Consider the following 17914-nt stretch of genomic DNA (forward strand, 5'->3'; position numbering starts at 1 on the left):
AAGGAAGAGAGCAGGGGCGGCTCTGTCAGGGAACAGCGCCAGCGCTGCCCGGTGGCGCGCAACGCCAGGCCAGTATGTGCCTGCAGGCGGCAGTTTCAGATACAGCCGGTCAGTCCTTGCTGCCGGGCAGTTTGCCTTGCGTGAAAGCGATGCTTGGATCGGCTGAGTGCTCAACGTCCCCGCCTGCAATTTCCACCCAGGAATGCTTCCGGTGCTCATAAACCGAAAACCGCGGTGCGGGGAATTGAGGGTCTGCAAATGCGCCAACAGGAACTGCAATGACCCCCGGCCAGCCTTCGATTACAAATGCCAGTGTCGAACCGCAGTCCGGGCAAAACTTGTAAGTTGCCTTGTGGCCGCTGTCGGCAACGCGCTCCCAAATTGCGAACTTTCCGCGGACCGTCACATCGGCATCCGGCCAACGGGCCTGAGCGGCAAAGACGCTGCCGGAGCGTTTTTGGCACTCAAGGCAGTGGCATACCGAGACCCGGACCGGCTCACCTCTGCAGGTTGCGGTCAGCTGGCCGCATCTGCATGTTGCTGTTCGTTCGACCATCGTTGCTCCAGTGTGTTTCATCGCTGGAAAACCAGGACCAGCTCCCTTGCTATCACTTTCCGGGTGCAACTCAAAACCGGCCCCGCCAGGCGCGCGGGACGCCGCAACCGCAAAACACGCGCAACCCGACCCTGACAGGGGTGGTTGAGCCTTGGCCCGTTGCTTTTCCGCCGCACGCCCCCTTCACGCAATCCTCATGGCCATATGCCAGACTGCCAGACGATCGAGATCACCCGCCATGGGCTCGCGCGCGGGGCCATGATACGAGGCGCAGGCATCTGTGCGGCTGCCTGCGCGACACCCGGAGACCGGCCCTGATAAAAAGGGGGTCGCTCAGGAAATCCTGTCCGAGCAGGCCCCGAGGGGGCTGTCCACCTCCACCCGGCGGCGCCGCCCCCTTAATTGGGACACAGCGTTCCAACAGCACGAAACGAACGAAACAACAGAGACCAGCAAAGCAAAACCGCCAAGGGCAAAGGCCCCGGGCGGCTGAAACTGCTGGCAAATGCTGGCTGGCCAGCAGGCTGCCGGCTCAGTCGAACTTGCGCGACGGCGCCATCACCATCGCCTCGCCCACCAGAACCTTCTTGCCGTCGACCATGCAGCGGCAGTCCAGTTTCACCCGGCGCTTGTCGATCACGATGTCGGTCACCTCGACCTCTGCCAGCACCATGTCGCCGGGACGCACCGGGGCCAGGAACTTCAGCGACTGGCTCATGTAGATGGTGCCATGGCCGGGCAGCTGCTCGCCGATCACCGCCGAGATCAGCCCCGCCGTCAGCATCCCATGCGCGATCCGGCCCTCAAAGATCGTGTCGCGGGCATAATCGTCATCCATATGCACCGGGTTATGGTCGGTGGAGACATCGGCAAACATCCGGATGTCCTCATCGGTGATGGTTTTGCGCAGGTAACGCACCATTCCCATCTCGATGTCTTCGATGCAGATGGTTCCGCGCGGCATGTTGTCCAACATTCGATCCTCCGTTCACCTGTCTGGCCTCAGGTGCCGATGAAATAATTGCGCGCTCCATTGCCCGCTTGCGCAACTTTATTACTTTGCAGTTGCAGAAAATCAAGAGGGTTTGGCAAAAGAAAACCCCGCCTGTTGCGGCGGGGTCTGGTCGTTCAGGTCTGCGGGATACCCGGGGCCTGCTGCCCGGCAGGGGCGTTTTACCGCAGGAAACCAATGGCATAGGTCGGGCCGGACTGTTCCTTCTGCAAATAGGCCTCCAGCGCTTCGGGGTCCGGCTGGACCGATGTTTTTGTCTCTCTGGCCGCAAGGCCGCCGGTGATGAACAGGGAATCGATGCCTTCCCCCATGGCGCCGGCAATATCGGTGTGCGGCCCGTCGCCGATCGCCAGGATCTCCGCGTCGGCAATGTCCTGGCCCAGCTCCGCCAGCCGGCGGCGCGCCAGATCATAGATCGGCGGGTGCGGCTTGCCGAAATACAGGCTCTCGCCGCCCATCTCGGTATAAAGCCGCGCCAGCGCGCCCGCGCACCACTCCCGCGTCTCGCCGCGGTCGACCACGATATCGGGGTTGGCGCACAGCAGTTTCATCCCCATCTGCTTGGCATAAAGGAAATCGGGCCGGTTCACTGCCGGGTCCGCATGCGGGTCGAACGGACCGCAGCAGACGATGCCCTCGGCCTCCTTCAGCGGCACCCGGGTGATCTCCACCGGGTTGTGGATGACATGCAGCGGCTCGAAAAAGCCCGCGTCGCGCTCCCATTCACCCATGAAATACACCTTGTTGCCGACCGCCCCGGTGAACATCGCCGCCCGCGCGGAATCGCCGGAGGTCGAGATGGTGTCATAGGCGTCGTCGGGCACGTTGAACTGCCCCAGCTGCGCCGCCACGCCCGCGCGCGGTTTCGGGGAGTTGGTGACCAGCACCACAATACCGCCCTGCGCCCGGTACGCCTGGAGCGCCGCCACCGCGTCCGGAAAGGCAGTGATCCCGTTGTGCACGCAGCCCCAAAGGTCGACAAACAGTGCCTTGTAACGGCTGGAGACTTCGGAAAGGGAGGTAATGATCTGGGTCATGGGGTCTACTTTCGCGCAAAGGTCCTTTGGTCTCACCTATGGCAGAGCCTCCTGGCGAAGGCCAGTGCAGCGGCGGCGGGCGCGGCACCAAAAAAAGCGCGCAAAATCGTGTCAGAGCCTCTGCGGCTTCAGGAGTGATTAAATCTAAGCGGAAATAATGGGCGTCACAATCAGCTCTAAGGTGTGTTGCCCATGTTCCGTACGATGTCCATGAAGTCCCGGTTTCTTATCTCCGGTATCATTTCGGTCGCCGCGATTTTGATTCTGTCCTCCTTCGCGATTTACAGCCTCTGGCAAAGCGAGCTGGAACTGGAACGGCAGATCAGCGCGACGCAGGCCTCCCGTCATGTGCTGCGGGCAGACATGATGCATGACGCGGTGGAGGCTTCGGTGTTTGCCGCCGTTCTGGCCGGGCGGGATGGCGCGCAAACGGCAAGGGCAGACGCACGGGCCGAAGTGGCAGAGAGAGATGCGGTCTTCCGCCAGGAGCTGTCGGCGCTTCAGGCCATGGATCTGGAGGACGATGTGCGTGGCCTGCTGGAAACCGCGCTGCCGCAAGTGGACCAGTTTCTGCTTTCGGCCGGCGGGACCACGGATGCCGCGCTCAGCGGCGGCGCCGGGCTGGATGCGGCGTTGGCGTCCTTCCAGCTGCGGTCTGAGCAGCTTGGGGCCGTCCTCGGCCCGCTTGGGGACAGGATCGTCAGCAACGCGCGCGCGACAGCCGTGTCTGCCCGCGCCCATGACATGATGCTGCTTTATTCGCTGCTCGCGGTCTCCGCTGCCCTGATCCTCCTGTCAATCTACAATGCCCGCAAAATGATGCTCAACATCGTGCGCCCGGTCGGGCGGCTGCGCGATGCCCTGCAGGAAGTGGCCGAGGGTGAATTCGGCATCAGGGTTTCCGACAGGATGCGGAGCGACGATTTCGGAGAAATCGCCAAGGACATTGATAGGGTGTCGGCGCGGGTGATCGACGCTCTGGAAGAACAGAACGCGCTGCGCGAGGAAAGCGAGCAGGTGATCGAGCGCTTGCGCAGCGGTCTCCAGCGGCTGTCCAATGGCGACCTGAGCGACCGGATCGGTGAGAAATTCAATAGCGATTACGACGCTTTGCGCGTGAATTACAATGAAACCGTCGACAAGCTGAATGAGCTGATGTCCGACGTGGTTCAGGCGGGTGCCCGCATTCAGCAGCAATCGGCTGAAATCCAAGCCGCGTCGGACGATCTGTCGTCGCGCACCGAAAGCCAGGCAGCGACGCTGGAGGAAACCGCCGCCGCGCTGGAGCAGATGACCGCCAGCGTCAACTCCTCGGCGCACAACGCCCAGCAGGTCCAGGACGTGGTGAACACTGCCCGCAAGGAGGTGGAGCGCAGCGGCGAAGTGGTCGAAGGCGCCATTGCCGCAATGAACGAGATCGAGCAGTCCTCGCATCAGATTTCGCAAATCATCGGGGTGATCGACGACATCGCCTTCCAGACCAACCTGCTGGCGCTCAATGCCGGGGTCGAGGCGGCCCGGGCCGGCGAGGTCGGGCGCGGCTTTGCCGTGGTGGCCTCAGAGGTGCGGGCGCTGGCGCAGCGCTCTTCGGAGGCGGCCAATGAAATCAAGACCCTGATCAGTGCCAGCACCGCTCATGTGGAAGACGGGGTGCGCAAGGTGGATGGCGCCGGCCAGGCGCTGACCGGGGTTGTCAGCCAGGTCGGCACCATCGCCGAGCTGGTGTCCGGCATCTCCAGCGAATCCGGCGAGCAGGCGCAGGGGCTGAATGAGATCAATTCGGGTGTGTCCCAGCTGGATCAGGTGACTCAGCAGAATGCATCCATGGTTGTCCAGGCCGGCTCTGCCATCCGCGCGATGAATGCCGAGACCGTGGGGCTCAACCGGCTGGTGCGCCAGTTTGTCCTGCGCGGCGGCGGGAACGCCGTGGAGGCCGCAGCCGCAGAGACACGCGCGGCCCCGGTGCCGGCGCAGCCGCCCCGGCCCGTGGCTGAGGCGGAAGGAGAGCCGCTCGCTGATGCCGCCTGGGAGGATTTCAACGACGGCAGCGAAGCCTGGCCGGACCGTAATGGCGCAGCCCTGCCGCGTTCGGCCTGACCCGAACGGTCCCGCGGCGCGGCCGGGCCGGGCCGCACTCCATCCTGGCAGAATTCCAACCCTATCAATATCGATAGATTGGCGCGGGGCCGGCGGTTGGGCAACATTGTTGCGCGGTCCGGCCAGCTGGCGGGGCCGCGGTGTCTGGCAGGCGCACGCGTGTAGTGAGTAACGGCGGCCTTTGCGAGCGAGGGGCGTCAGGTACGCCGGGGGGCAAAGCCGGCCGGTGATTGGCGGCGCCAGCCAGATGCCTTTGCCCACGGCACCGTTTGCTGGATTTCCGAAAACAGTTTCAGCGGGTTGGTGCGGACTCAGCGTGTCAAGATGGCTGTTGAGGCTTCTGTCCGGGCGCTCCGGCCAGTCAAGCGGATCAAGGCAGCTTCGCCGGAAGCGGCTTTGCTGTTTTATGGGGCCGGAACCCGAACCGGAACAAACACTCAGATGCCTGCTGGGCGCCGCACCGCGGTCTCCGCACAATCAGCAAAGACAGGGGGCTCCAAGCCCGCGGACACAGGCCGCCACAGCATCCCGCCACGAAAAAAGGCGCCCCGCGGGGCGCCTTTTGCGGTTCTGCAAACCTGAAGCGGATTACATTTTCAGGTTCGGAATGATCTGTTTCTTGCGGGACATGATGCCCGGCAGCACCACGGTGTCGCCCGAGGCATCGGCGCCGAAGGACTTGCTTGCCACGGTCTTGACCAGGTCGTTGGGCACCAGCAGGGTGGCTTCCTCGTTCAGGATGTCGACCACGAACAGCAGCACCTGATCGACGCCGTCCTCAGACGCGACGGTGGTCATGGTGTCCATCAGCGACGCCTTGCGGTCCAGCACCACGGCCGGCGCGGTGGTTTCCAGAACCGAGACGCGGAACTTGGTGCCGTCGACCTCATATTCCTTGGAGTCCATGCGCAGCAGTTCGGCATCGGAGAAGGAGGAGACGTCGGACTTGGCAGCAAACATCTCAGCCGCGTAGTCGGCAATATTGATGCCCAGGTCGGCAGCCAGCTTCTCGGCCACTTCCTTGTCGTGGGCGGTGGTGGTCGGCGAGCGGAATTCCAGGGTGTCGGACAGGATGCAGGTCAGCGCTGCGCCCTTGACCGCCTCGGGCATCTTGGCGGCATCGTCGCCCATCAGGTCGTGCATGATGGTGGCGGTGCAGGCCAGCGGGCGGATGGTGATGTCGATCGGGCCTTTGGTTTCCAGGCCGCCGACCAGCTTGTGGTGGTCGATGATCGCCTGCACGTCGGCGCCGTTGATGTTGGCGGGCAGCTCGGCCGGGTTGTTGGTGTCGACGATCACAACAGCCGCGTCATCAGCGACGTCGGCGATGATTTCCGGCTTTTCCAGGCCCCAGCGCTGCAGCATGAAGGCCGCTTCGGTGTTCGGCTCGCCCAGCAGTTTGGGCTCGGCAGCAACGCCTTTCACCTCGTTCAGGTACCAGGCCCAGACGATCGGGGAGCCGGTGGAGTCGGTGTCGGGGGATTTATGGCCGAAAACTTGAATGGTCATGGGGCTGTCCTGTTCACTCATGAGGTCAGTAAAGGGGAGATTTGCGCGCCTTATAGGACCGGCGCGCACGCTTGTCACCCCGCTGCTGCTGCAATGCGGCGATGTGCTCAGAAGGGTGCGCGTTCGAGGGTGTAGCCCTGCTGCTGCAGCAGGTTCAGCACGCCGTTCTCCCCCGGCAGGTGCAGCGCGCCTGCGGCCACCACGATCACGCCGTCCTCAGCCGCTTCAATCACCGGGATCCAGGCCTGGTTGCGCTGGTCCAGCAGCTCTTGCATCGCGTCGGTCCAGATGGCCTCCCGCTCTTCCTGCGTCAGGGCGCCGCTTTCCAGAAACTCCTGCTCGCTCAGGTACAGGGCGTGCAGCACCTGCTGGTCAAAATAGGCCTCAGCCGTGGTAAAGAAATTGTCCTGGCCGCCGCCCAGCAGAGCGGTAAAGGCGCGCAGCTGGCGGACCTGCTCCTCCAGCGGGTCGCCGTCCAGCATCCGGATCACGGACATCGGGTCTTCCAGCGACCGGATTGGCACGCCGGCCTCCTCGGCAGCGGCGGCCAGGCGCAGGTCGAGGCCGTTCTTGAACTCCGGCTGCCGCAGCACGCAGGGCGGCACCGCCATCGACAGGGCCAGGAACCAGGGCCGCATCTTGGCGGCCATCCAGGGCGCGACCCCGTGCGCGCGGGCCTTGGCGGAGAGGCTCTCCCACTCCTCCTGCGGCAGGCGGTCGATCAGGGTCGGGCCTTCGGTGATCAGCATCAGCGACGGGGTGCGGCCGAGTTCATTTTCAAACGCGGCCTTGTCGGCGGGGCTGGCCTCCATCAGCAAGAGATCGGCCTGGCGGACCACCGGTGCCAGAGCGCTGGTGATCCGGTCCATCCGCGGGTCGTTGATGTGCAGGGTGCCGATCACGTGAACAGTGCGGGCGCCGCGGCGGGCAATCCAGTGGTTGCCTTCGGCAAAGGGGGCCGCCGCGGCCCGTGCCTGGAGCCGGGCCAGATCGTCCGCCGGAAGGGTGGTGCGCAGATCGGTGCCGGTGCAGGCGGCCCACAGCGCGGCGGGCAGCAGCAGGAAGAGAACGGAGAGGAAAAGCCGCATGAAAGACAGGTCCTGAAAAGGGTGGCGGAAATGGATGCGCCCCATCCCTACCACGGGGCGCGGCTGAGGCTGAAGCCCTTGGCATTCAACAGGTTCAGCACGCCGTTCCTGCCAGGCAAATGGGCCGCGCCGACCGCAACCACGATCCGCTCCTGCCGGGCAGCCAGGATCACCTTCATCCAGCGTTTGTTGCGCTGGTCCAGCAGGCGGTCATTGTACTGGCGCCACAGCCGCGCGGTCTCGGCGCCGGAGAAGCTGCTGTACTGGGCGCTGATCCACGGCGCGAGCACGAAGGCGGACCAGACGCTTTGGTCGAAATAGGCTTCGACCGGGGTGGCATCCTCTGGTTTGTCCGATTGCACCAGCTCCAGTTCCAGTTCCAGCATCCGCGCCTGATCGCGCAGCGGCAGGCTGGCGATGGCCGTCAGCGCCTGCGCCGGGGTTTCCAGCGCGCCGATGGGGATGCGTTTGCGGCTGGCGAAATCCGAGATCCGGTCGTCCAGGCCGCGCTTCAGGCCAAAGCCATAGGGGCGGCAGCCGCTTTGCACGAGGAACATGGAAATCGCCCAGGGCTGCATCCGGTTCATGGTTTCCACATTGGCGCCGGAAACCCGGGCGGTCAGCTCGAAATGCTGCCAGGCCTCCTTGCCCAGCAGGTGCCGCAGCTCCTGCCCCTGCGGCAGCAGAAAGCTGCGGGCGAGGGAGGCGGGCATGGCGTCAACGTCGCCCATTTCGGCTTGCACTGTCTCCAGGTAAATGGCCTGGGCCGAGGCCAGCGCCGGGCGCAGGTTGCGCATCACCCGCGCCATGCGGGAATCGCCGCCATGCATGGTGCCGATCACGTGGATGGTGCGGTTGCCCTTGGTCGCGACCCAGTGATTGCCGCGGGAAAACGGGGTGGCGGCCATTTCGCGCTCCAGCCGCGCTTCGGTGGCGGGCGGCAGGTGATCGCGGTAGTCGATGCCGCGGCAGGCGGCAAAGCCGGCAGTGGCCTGCAGCGCCAGGGCCAAGGCAAGTGCAATCCGTTTCATCAAGCGCCCTTTCCCCGGGGTTCCGGTACTGTGGCCTGAGCATTTGACCCTAGGGCGGAGCAGGGGGCGCGGCAATGGCAAACCCGGCACCGGGGCGCAAATTCGGGCGGCGGATTGCCAAGGGCGGCGCTTGATGCCAGTCATGGGGCATGGAACGGGAAGAACAGCTTTATGCGCCGGTGAAGGCGCTGCTGGAAGGGCAGGGCTACGCCGTCAAGGGCGAGGTGGGGGCCGCCGATGTGGTGGCGGTCCGCGGTGCGGAGCCGCCGGTGATTGTCGAGCTGAAGCTGAAGTTTTCGCTGTCGCTGTTTCACCAGGCGGTGGCCCGTCTGGCCATCACCGACCATGTCTATATTGCGGTGCCGCGGCCCAACGGGCGGCAGGCGCGGCGGATGCTGAAGGACAATCTGGCGATGTGCCGGCGGCTGGGTCTGGGGCTGATCACGGTGCTGGCGGACGGCCGTGCGGAGGTGCATTGCGATCCCGGGCCGTATGCGCCGCGCAAGTCCAGGAAAAAACAGGCACGGCTGCTGCGCGAGTTCCAAGCCTTGCGCGGCGACCCCAACGCGGGCGGCGCCACCCGGCATGGCATTGTCACCGCCTACCGCCAGGACGCGCTGGCCTGCGCCGCGCATCTGGCCGGAACCGGCGCCTGCAAGGGCAGTGAGGTCGCCAAGGCCACCGGCGTGGCCCGCGCTACCCAGTTGATGGCCAGGAACCACTATGGCTGGTTCGAGCGGGTGGAAACCGGCATTTATCAGCTTACCGAGGCGGGCCGCGAGGGGCTGGTGCATTGGGCGGAAAGCTGGGAGGGGGAGTGAAGCTGTAAGCTTGGCTTTCTCCAATCTAATGTGTGCGGTTGCCTATGCGACTTATTTTCATCTCAGTTTCCGAAGTTCGGTTTAATTCAACTCATGTGAGTTGCATTTTTTCCCTGTTGAGCAAGAGCCGGTCTGCGCCGATGACGGGCGCAACTTTGCACAAGGGGAGAGAGCAATGGCAGATCAGGACATCGACCGGCTTCAGGACCGGCTGCGGGCGCAGCGGGTTTCCTTCGACAAGATCCCGGTGATCGACGTCAGCGCGCTGAACACGGGCGGCAGCCTGTTTGAGGTGGCCAAGGAAATCCGCTGGGCGCTGACCAACGTTGGCTTCTTCTACGTGAAGAACCACGGGGTGCCGGAGGCGGTTGTGAACGGCGCCTTTGATGAGACCCGGGCGTTCTTTGACCTGCCGCTGCAGGACAAGATGGACCTGCATATCTCCAAATCGGGCCTTGCCCTGCGCGGCTATATCGAGATTTTCGGCGAGAACACCGACCCCGCGAAGACCAAGGACCTGAAGGAATGTTTCGACATCGGGCCGGCCGGGCTGGCCGGGCATGCGCCGTTCTTCGGCCCCAACCTGTGGCCCGCGGCGCAGCCGGAATTTCAACGCGCGGTCTATGGCTACCATCAGGAGATGAAGGGCCTGGCGCAGCGGCTGATGCGGGCGATTGCGGTCAGCCTGGATCTGGAGGCGGATTTCTTTGTGCCGCGGATGCAGAAGCCGATCACCATCCAGCGGCTGCTGCATTACCCGCCGCAGGAGGGCCGGATTGATGAGAGCGTGATGGGGATCGGCGCCCATACGGATTACGGCAGCCTGACTATCCTGGCGCAGGATGATGTGGGCGGTTTGCAGGTGATGAACCGCGACGGCCAATGGGTCGAGGGGCCGCCCGTTGCCGGAACCTTTGTCATCAACATCGGCGATCTGGTTCAGCGGCTGACCAATGATCTGTATCTGGCCAACCTGCACCGGGTGGTGAATGCTTCGGGCCGGGAACGCTATTCGATCCCGTTTTTCATTGATGCGGATGCGGACGCGGTGTTCCAGCCGCTGGACAGTTGCGTCAGTGCGGAAAACCCGGCGCGCTATGAACCGGTCACCTGCGGCGCGCACAAGTTCGGCCGCTTTAAGGACAGCTTCCCGCACCTGAAAGACAAGGCCGCATAAGGCCGCGAAATAGGCGGAACAGAGGGCGCTCCGGCGCCCTCATTTTTTTTGCTGATTCCATGTTGACAACATGCGGGGGCATTCCTAGCTTCCCCGTCGTTAGCACTCACCCCGTGTGAGTGATAACGGCCCCGCCGGGGAGGCGGAGGTCCAACAGATAACAACCTTTGAGCCTTTCAAGGAGCTGCAAAGATGGCATTGAAACCGCTTCATGACCGCGTGCTGGTGCGCCGCACCGAAAGCGAAGAAAAAACCGCGGGCGGCCTGATCATCCCCAATTCCGCCAAGGAAAAGCCGAGCGAAGGCGTTGTGGTTGCTTGCGGCGCAGGCGCCCGCAAGGACAGCGGCGAGCTGATCGAGATGGCCGTGTCCGCTGGCGACCGCATCATGTTCGGCAAGTGGTCCGGCACCGAAGTGACCGTCGACGGCGAAGAGCTGCTGATGATGAAGGAAAGCGACATCATGGGCATCATCGAGTAAGCCGTCCGGCTTCTCTGATCCCTGATCGCTGAAACCCACAGAATTTCTCTAGGAGAGTGAAAAATGGCTGCTAAGGACGTCAAATTCGACACCGATGCCCGCAACCGCATGCTGAAAGGCGTCAACATTCTGGCCGACGCCGTGAAAGTGACCCTGGGCCCGAAAGGCCGCAACGTGGTTCTGGACAAATCCTTCGGCGCACCGCGCATCACCAAGGACGGTGTGTCCGTGGCGAAGGAAATCGAACTGGAAGACAAGTTCGAGAACATGGGCGCCCAGATGGTGAAGGAAGTTGCTTCCCGCACCAACGACGAAGCCGGCGACGGCACCACCACCGCAACCGTTCTGGCCCAGGCGATCGTCAAAGAAGGCCTGAAGCAGGTTGCTGCCGGCCTGAACCCGATGGACCTGAAGCGCGGCATCGACCTGGCAACCGCCAAAGTCGTGCAGGGCATCAAGGACATGGCCCGCGAAGTGAAAGACTCCGACGAGGTTGCGCAGGTTGGCACCATCTCCGCCAACGGCGAAGCTGAAATCGGCCGCCAGATCGCTGACGCGATGCAGAAAGTCGGCAACGAAGGCGTCATCACCGTCGAAGAGAACAAAGGCATGGAAACCGAGACCGACGTGGTCGAGGGCATGCAGTTCGACCGCGGCTACCTGTCGCCCTACTTCGTCACCAACCCCGACAAGATGGTCGCGGATCTGGAAGACTGCATGATCCTGCTGCACGAGAAGAAACTGTCTTCGCTGCAGCCGATGGTTCCGCTGCTGGAGCAGGTGATCCAGTCGCAGAAGCCGCTGCTGATCATTGCTGAGGACGTCGAAGGCGAAGCGCTGGCAACCCTGGTTGTCAACAAGCTGCGCGGCGGCCTGAAAATCGCAGCCGTCAAGGCACCGGGCTTCGGCGACCGCCGCAAGGCCATGCTGCAGGACATCGCGATCCTGACCGGCGGCCAGGTGATCTCCGAAGATCTGGGCATGAAGCTCGAGTCCGTGACCATGGACATGCTGGGCACCGCCAAGAAAGTCACCATCACCAAAGACGAAACCACCATCGTCGACGGCGCTGGCGAGAAGGCCGAGATCGAAGCACGTGTTGCCCAGATCCGCACCCAGATCGAGGAAACCACCTCTGACTACGACCGCGAGAAGCTGCAGGAACGCGTTGCCAAACTGGCAGGCGGTGTTGCCGTGATCCGCGTCGGCGGCATGACCGAAGTGGAAGTGAAAGAGCGCAAGGACCGTGTGGACGACGCTCTGAACGCGACCCGCGCAGCCGTGCAGGAAGGCGTGATCGTCGGCGGCGGTGTTGCCCTGGTGCAGGCCGGCAAGGGCCTGGAAGGCCTGGAAGGCGCCAACGCCGACCAGAACGCAGGCATCAACATCGTCCGCAAGGCCATCGAGGCGCCGCTGCGCCAGATCGCCGAGAACGCAGGCGTCGACGGTGCCGTGGTTGCCGGCAAGATCCGCGAATCCGTGGACAGCGCATTCGGCTACAACGCGCAGACCGGTGAATATGGCGACATGTTCTCCTTCGGCGTGATCGACCCGGCCAAAGTGACCCGTACCGCTCTGGAAGACGCATCCTCGGTTGCTGGTCTGCTGATCACCACTGAGGCCATGGTTGCCGACAAGCCCGCCAAAGAAGGCGCGGCAGCCGGCGGCATGCCCGACATGGGCGGCATGGGCGGCATGGGCGGCATGATGTAAGCATCAGCCATCCATCCGGATGACTTTGGGGCTGCCTTCGGGCGGCCCCTTTCCGTTTCGGAGGGGAGAAGAAGGCCCGCCTTGCGGGCCTGCCTGCGGCGCGAGTATTTGTGCAAAGGTGAATGCAGGAGGTTTGGGATGGTCGTCGGGCCGGATACTTTGAATGAAGTGAAGGAAGAGCACTTTGACGAGGTCGAGGCGCTCTTGCTTGCCGCCTTTCCCACCGATGCCGAAGTGCGGCTGGTGCGGCAGCTGCGGGCAGATGGGGACGTGCTGCATGAGTATCGCAAGTCTTGGGACGGTAAGATTGGCGGCTATCTTGCCCTGAGCCGGATGCAAGCGCCCGCGGGCTGGGCTTGCCTGGCACCAATGGCGGTGCGGCCGGAATGGCAGGGCGGCAGGCTGGCGGAGCGCAATCCGAATATGGAGGCCGGCGGGCCTGAGGATGAGTCGTATCGCAGGCCGTGGCGGTTCGGCACCCGGATGCTGCGGGAACTGGCGCAGTACTATGAGATGCCGGCGGAGGCGTTTGCAGGGCAGCTTCCCGAAACCATCGTCGTTCTGGGTAAACCCTCTTTCTACGGCCGCTATGGCTTCAGCCGGGAGCGGGCGCAGAAGCTCAAGAGCCCCTATCCGCTGGAATACACGCTGATCCTACGCCGCGGCTATGATGTGCCGGAGGAGGAGCTGGCCTACCCGCGGGCATTCTCAGGCCTCTAACACGAAGAAATCAGTGGTCCTGCGTGCCTTGCCACGCTACCCCTTGAAAATGCGCCTGTTTCTTCTCGTCTCCCTGACCATGATTGCCTTTGCCGCGAACTCCATCCTCAGCCGGCTGGCCATCGGGGGCGGGTATATGGATGCTGGCAGCTTTGGTCTGCTGCGGCTGGCCTCCGGCGCGGCGATGCTGGTCGTTCTGTGCCTGGCGCAGGGGCAGGCGGTGCGGCAGGACCTGCGGGCGAGCCTGGGGGGCGGGGCGGCGCTGACGCTTTATATGGCCGGGTTTTCGCTTGCGTATCAGCAGCTTGATGCGGGCCTTGGCGCGCTGGTGCTGTTCGGCGTGGTGCAGGTGTCTATGTTCCTGTGGGGCGCGCTGCGGGGCAATCCGGTCAGCGGCGGCCAGGTGGCGGGCGCGGTTCTGGCCTTTCTGGGGCTGGCTTATGTGGTCTGGCCCGATGGCTCCGGCACAGCGCCCCTTGGCGCGTCGCTGTTGATGGCGGCGGCGGGGCTGGGCTGGGGGATCTACAGCATCCTGGGCCGCGGGGCGGTGCAGCCGCTGGCAGCAACGGCGGTGAATTTCCTATGGTCCACGGCGATGTTTCTGCCCGTTGCCCTGTGGCTGGGCGGCAGCACGGTGAGCCTTTACGGCGCGGTGCTGGCGGTTGTGTCGGGGGCGGTGACCTCTGGCATGGGCTATGCGCTGTGGTACCGGCTGCTGCCGCAGATCCTGCCTGCAGTGGCCGCAACGGTGCAGCTGAGCGTGCCGGTGATTGCAATTGTTGCAGGGGCCGTTCTGCTGGGGGAGGCGATCGGGCTGCGGCTGGTTTTCGGCTCCATTGCGGTGCTGGGCGGCATCGCGCTGGTGGTGCGGCGGGCGCCCGCGCGCAAGGCGCAGGCAGCCGAACAGGCCGCCAAGTAGCCGCAAGGTCTTCCCTGTGCCGCCGCTTGCGCTTATCTGGGCGTCATGCGTGAGTTTGCCAAACCTTTGCTTGCCGCGGCTGCGGCGCTGCTGCCGCTGCCTGCGGCGGCCGATTGCGTGATCCTGCTGCACGGGCTGGCGCGCTCCGAGACGTCTTTTGCGGTGATGGAGGAGGTGCTGCAGTCGCGCGGGTATGATGTGGTGCGGCCCGGCTATGCCTCGACGGAGGAGACCATTCAGGTGCTGGCAGAGGAAACCCTGCCGGAGGCTTTTGCAGCCTGCGGGGCGCAGCAAACCCATGTGGTCAGCCACTCGATGGGGGGTATCCTGCTGCGCCACTGGCTGCAGGGCAACAGTCCTGCAAACCTGGGCCGGGTGGTGATGATGGGGCCGCCCAACCAGGGCAGCGAGCTGGTGGATGAGCTGGGGGACTGGGAGGTGTTCGGCCTGTTGAACGGCCCCGCCGGCCTGCAGCTGGGCACCGGGGCGGAGAGCCTGCCCAGGCGCCTGCCGCCGGTGAATTTCGAGCTGGGGGTGATTGCCGGGAATGAGACGCTGAACCCGGTGTTTTCCTCGCTGATCCCGGGTGCAGATGACGGCAAGGTTTCGGTCGCCAGCACCAAGGTTGACGGAATGGCCGCGCATCTGACCCTGCCGGTGACCCATACCTACATGATGAACAACCCGCAGGTGATGGCGCAGACGCTGCATTTCCTGGAGGAAGGGCGGTTTGAACCCTCGCTCACCTGGCTGGCGGCGGTGGAAGAGATTATCAGCGAGGCCTGCCAGCTGAATGGCGGCTGTGAAGAGGCGGAAGAATGACGTTGGAACTGACCCTGCAGGGCGGTGATGTGCTGCGCCCCGGCGGGCTGCAGCGCGGCGGTGAGATTGCGATCGCGGGCGGGCTGGTGGCGGATGCGCCCGCCGGGCGGGCCGTGGATTTGTCCGGCTATCTGGTGCTGCCGGGGATCGTGGACGTGCATGGCGACGGGTTCGAGCGCCATCTGGCACCGCGCCGGGGGGCGATGAAGCAGATGGCCGAGGGCGTGGTGGCCGCCGAGGCGGAGCTGGCCGCCAACGGCATCACCACTGCGGTGCTGGCGCAGTTCTACTCCTGGGAAGGCGGCCTGCGCGGGCCGGAGTTTGCGGCGCAGGTGTTCGAGGGCATCAAAGCGGTGCGCGGGTCGCTCGTGACCGATCTGCTGCCGCAGCTGCGGTTCGAGATCCATATGCTGGAGGAGTACGCCGGGCTGGCCGCCAGGGTTGCCGAATGGCAGGTGCCCTATGTGGTGTTCAACGACCACCTGCCGCATGAGCGGCTGGCGGCGGGCAAGAAGCCGCCGCGGCTGACCGGCCAGGCGCTGAAGGCGGGGCGCAACCCGGAAGTGCACTGGCAGATGCTGAAGGACATGCACGCGCGCCGGGATGAGGTGCCGGGCAGGCTGGATGCGCTGTGCCGCGAACTGGCGGCGCTGGATGTGCGCCTTGGCAGCCATGACGACCAGACCGCAGAGGACCGTGCCGTCTGGCGCGAGCGCGGGGCGCGGATTGCCGAGTTCCCCGAGACGCTGGAGGCGGCTGAGGCCGCGCGGGGCGCCGGAGATCCGGTGATCCTGGGTTCGCCCAACGTCGTGCGGGGCGGCTCGCACAAGGGCAATGCCTCGGCTTTGGAGCTGATCGCCATGGGGCTGTGCGATGCGCTGGCCTCTGACTACCACTATCCCAGTCCGCGCCGCGCGGCCTTGATGCTGGAACGCTCGGGCCTGCTGGATCTGGAGGGAGCCTGGCGGCTGGTCTCACACGGGCCTGCGCAGCTGTTGGGGCTGACCGACCGCGGGAGATTGGAGACCGGCAAGCGCGCCGACATTCTGGTGCTGGACAAGCAGACCCAGCGGGTCGCCGCGACGATTGCCGGCGGGCGGGTCAGCTATATGTCGGGGGAGATTGCGGGCCGTTTCATAGCCTGAGGGGGACGCGCCGCGCATCAGGCCGGATGACCCTCTTTGCGGCGCGTGAAACCGGCGGGGCCGGTTTCACCTTGCGTGACTTCCTCTTGCCGGAAATATCCCGGGGTTTGGGGCAGAGCCCCAAGTTGGGGGCTTGTCCGGGGGCAGTGCCCCAGCCTCAGGATTGCGGCTTTTGCACCCGGTTCACATGGCCCATCTTGCGGCCCGGCTTGGCTTCCGCCTTGCCATAAAGGTGGATGGCGCAATCGGCTTCCTTGGCCAGTTCGGGCAAGCGCTCCACGTCGGCGCCGATCAGGTTTTCCATCACCACGTCGGAGTGGCGCTGGCCGTCGCCGAGCGGCCAGCCGGCCACCGCGCGGATGTGCTGTTCGAACTGGTCGACGGTGCAGCCGTTCTGGGTCCAGTGGCCGGAATTATGGACGCGCGGGGCGATCTCGTTGACGATCAGGCCCTGCGGCGTGACGAAGAGTTCGACGCCGAGGACGCCGACATATTCCAGCGCGTTCAGGATCTTGCCAGCCATCAGCACCGCGTCCATGCGCTGTCCGGTGGTCAGCTTGGCAGGCACGGTGGTGGTGTGCAGGATGCCGTCGCGGTGAACGTTTTCTCCTGGGTCGAAACAGGCGATCTCACCCGTCGTGCCGCGGGCAGCGATCACGGAGACCTCGTGGGTGAAATTGACGAAGCCTTCGAGGATCGAGGGCGCGCCGGCCATGGCGGCGAGCGCTTCGCCGGCGTCCTCAGCCGCCTTGATGCGGGCCTGGCCCTTGCCGTCATAACCGAAGCGGCGGGTTTTCAGGATCGAAGGGGCGCCGATCTCTGCCAGGGCGGCGTCGAGGCTGGCCTGGTCAGTGATGTCGGCGAAGGGGGCTGTTTGCAGGCCGAGGTTCTGCAGGAAGGTCTTTTCCGTCAGCCGGTCCTGGCTGATCCGCAGCGCCTCGCGGCCCGGGCGGATCGGTTTTTGCGATTCCAGGAGATCCAGCGCGGAGGTCGGGATGTTCTCGAACTCATAGGTGATGACGTCGACGGAGGCTGCAAAGGCGGCGAGCGCCTCTGCGTCCTCGTAGCCCGCGGTGGTCACCTGGTCGGCGACATGGCCTGCGGGCGGGTTGGCGCCCGGTTCAAAGATATGAGTCTTGAAGCCGAGGCGGGAGGCCGCAACCGAGAGCATCCGGCCGAGCTGGCCGCCGCCGAGGATGCCGATGGTGGAACCGGGTGCGAGCACGTCAGTCATCGGAGGGTTCCTCGGGGATGGAGGCGGAGAGGGCGTCGCGCCAGTCGTCGAGGCGCTGGGCGAGGTCCGCGTCCTGCAGCGCCAGGATGCCCGCGGCCATCAGGCCCGCGTTGGCGGCGCCGGCGGCGCCGATCGCCATGGTGGCGACGGGGAAGCCCTTGGGCATCTGCACGATGGAATAAAGCGAGTCGACACCGGACAGCGCCCGGGTTTGGACCGGCACGCCGACCACCGGCACGCGGGTCTTGGAGGCGACCATGCCGGGCAGGTGGGCCGCACCGCCGGCGCCTGCGATGATCACCTGCAGGCCGCGGTCCGCTGCGGATTTTCCGTAGCTCCACAGCCGGTCCGGGGTGCGGTGGGCAGAGACGATCTTGGCCTCGTATTCAACGCCCAGTTCATCGAGGATATTGGCGGCTTCCTTCATGGTGGGCCAGTCGGATTGGCTGCCCATGATGATGCCCACTTTGATGTCGGCCATGGCTGGTGGCTCCTGTCGCGGCTTGTGGAGCGCGCACTATAGGGAAACCTGGGTTTTACGCAATGCGGGTTG

At 64.7% G+C, this 17914-nt stretch carries 17 protein-coding genes; 9 read left to right on the plus strand and 8 right to left on the minus strand.

Going from position 1 to position 17914, the window contains the following annotated elements; translation table 11 throughout:
• Window positions 1-109 precede the first annotated feature (109 nt).
• The 3 genes from ACXAED_RS13600 to ACXAED_RS13610 all read right to left on the minus strand — a co-directional run bounded on the left by ACXAED_RS13600 (window position 110) and on the right by ACXAED_RS13610 (window position 2605).
• Window positions 110-577, minus strand: coding sequence for a GFA family protein (locus tag ACXAED_RS13600; protein ID WP_475053113.1), 468 nt, complete (start codon window positions 575-577; stop codon window positions 110-112).
• Between the two features lie 511 nt (window positions 578-1088).
• Window positions 1089-1532 (minus strand): MaoC family dehydratase, encoded by a 444-nt coding sequence (locus ACXAED_RS13605; RefSeq protein ID WP_475050615.1) that lies wholly within the window; start codon window positions 1530-1532, stop codon window positions 1089-1091.
• A 197-nt stretch (window positions 1533-1729) separates the two neighbouring features.
• On the minus strand, window positions 1730-2605 hold the full coding sequence (locus ACXAED_RS13610; RefSeq protein WP_475050617.1) for a TIGR01459 family HAD-type hydrolase: 876 nt from the start codon (window positions 2603-2605) through the stop codon (window positions 1730-1732).
• Between the two features lie 192 nt (window positions 2606-2797).
• Between ACXAED_RS13610 and ACXAED_RS13615 the strand changes: the two genes are divergently transcribed.
• Window positions 2798-4702, plus strand: coding sequence for a methyl-accepting chemotaxis protein (locus tag ACXAED_RS13615; protein WP_475050619.1), 1905 nt, complete (start codon window positions 2798-2800; stop codon window positions 4700-4702).
• 588 nt (window positions 4703-5290) lie between these two features.
• Here the strand turns inward: ACXAED_RS13615 and ACXAED_RS13620 are convergent.
• From ACXAED_RS13620 to ACXAED_RS13630, 3 genes are all read right to left on the minus strand, one after another.
• Window positions 5291-6211 carry a manganese-dependent inorganic pyrophosphatase gene (locus ACXAED_RS13620; RefSeq protein ID WP_475050622.1) on the minus strand — a complete coding sequence of 307 codons (921 nt, stop codon included), beginning with the start codon at window positions 6209-6211 and terminating at the stop codon, window positions 5291-5293.
• Between the two features lie 107 nt (window positions 6212-6318).
• Complete coding sequence (locus tag ACXAED_RS13625; RefSeq protein WP_475050624.1) at window positions 6319-7299, minus strand: TraB/GumN family protein; 981 nt, start codon at window positions 7297-7299, stop codon at window positions 6319-6321.
• A gap of 47 nt (window positions 7300-7346) precedes the next feature.
• Window positions 7347-8330 carry a TraB/GumN family protein gene (locus ACXAED_RS13630; protein WP_475050625.1) on the minus strand — a complete coding sequence of 328 codons (984 nt, stop codon included), beginning with the start codon at window positions 8328-8330 and terminating at the stop codon, window positions 7347-7349.
• A 149-nt stretch (window positions 8331-8479) separates the two neighbouring features.
• Between ACXAED_RS13630 and ACXAED_RS13635 the strand changes: the two genes are divergently transcribed.
• The 8 genes from ACXAED_RS13635 to ACXAED_RS13670 all read left to right on the plus strand — a co-directional run bounded on the left by ACXAED_RS13635 (window position 8480) and on the right by ACXAED_RS13670 (window position 16127).
• Window positions 8480-9151 (plus strand): DUF2161 domain-containing phosphodiesterase, encoded by a 672-nt coding sequence (locus ACXAED_RS13635; RefSeq protein ID WP_475050628.1) that lies wholly within the window; start codon window positions 8480-8482, stop codon window positions 9149-9151.
• Window positions 9152-9326: 175 nt separating this feature from the next.
• Window positions 9327-10328 carry an isopenicillin N synthase family dioxygenase gene (locus tag ACXAED_RS13640; protein ID WP_475050630.1) on the plus strand — a complete coding sequence of 334 codons (1002 nt, stop codon included), beginning with the start codon at window positions 9327-9329 and terminating at the stop codon, window positions 10326-10328.
• 192 nt (window positions 10329-10520) lie between these two features.
• A complete protein-coding gene (locus tag ACXAED_RS13645) occupies window positions 10521-10808 on the plus strand; it encodes a co-chaperone GroES (RefSeq protein WP_475050633.1) in 288 nt (95 codons plus the stop codon).
• A 63-nt stretch (window positions 10809-10871) separates the two neighbouring features.
• Complete coding sequence (groL, locus tag ACXAED_RS13650; RefSeq protein WP_475050636.1) at window positions 10872-12521, plus strand: chaperonin GroEL; 1650 nt, start codon at window positions 10872-10874, stop codon at window positions 12519-12521.
• 138 nt (window positions 12522-12659) lie between these two features.
• A complete protein-coding gene (locus ACXAED_RS13655; protein WP_475050638.1) occupies window positions 12660-13241 on the plus strand; it encodes a GNAT family N-acetyltransferase in 582 nt (193 codons plus the stop codon).
• Window positions 13242-13290: 49 nt separating this feature from the next.
• Complete coding sequence (locus ACXAED_RS13660) at window positions 13291-14160, plus strand: DMT family transporter (RefSeq protein ID WP_475050641.1); 870 nt, start codon at window positions 13291-13293, stop codon at window positions 14158-14160.
• Window positions 14161-14205: 45 nt separating this feature from the next.
• Window positions 14206-14982: an alpha/beta fold hydrolase gene (locus ACXAED_RS13665; protein ID WP_475050643.1), complete on the plus strand. Its 777-nt coding sequence runs from the start codon at window positions 14206-14208 to the stop codon at window positions 14980-14982.
• Entirely contained in the window at window positions 14979-16127 is a 1149-nt protein-coding gene (locus ACXAED_RS13670; protein WP_475050645.1) for an alpha-D-ribose 1-methylphosphonate 5-triphosphate diphosphatase, read from the plus strand. The genes ACXAED_RS13665 and ACXAED_RS13670 overlap by 4 nt, the downstream gene beginning before the upstream one ends.
• Window positions 16128-16284: 157 nt before the next feature.
• On the opposite strand, the gene ACXAED_RS13675 is transcribed toward ACXAED_RS13670, so the two are convergent.
• Together ACXAED_RS13675 and purE are read right to left on the minus strand one after the other, a co-directional pair.
• The gene (locus tag ACXAED_RS13675) at window positions 16285-17361 is read right to left on the minus strand and encodes a 5-(carboxyamino)imidazole ribonucleotide synthase (protein ID WP_475050646.1); all 1077 of its coding nucleotides are present in this window, start codon (window positions 17359-17361) and stop codon (window positions 16285-16287) included.
• On the minus strand, window positions 17354-17842 hold the full coding sequence (purE, locus tag ACXAED_RS13680; protein ID WP_475050649.1) for a 5-(carboxyamino)imidazole ribonucleotide mutase: 489 nt from the start codon (window positions 17840-17842) through the stop codon (window positions 17354-17356). Before purE ends, ACXAED_RS13675 begins: the two co-directional genes overlap by 8 nt.
• Window positions 17843-17914 lie beyond the last annotated feature (72 nt).

The sequence above is a fragment of the Leisingera sp. ABM4_103 genome (assembly GCF_056158685.1).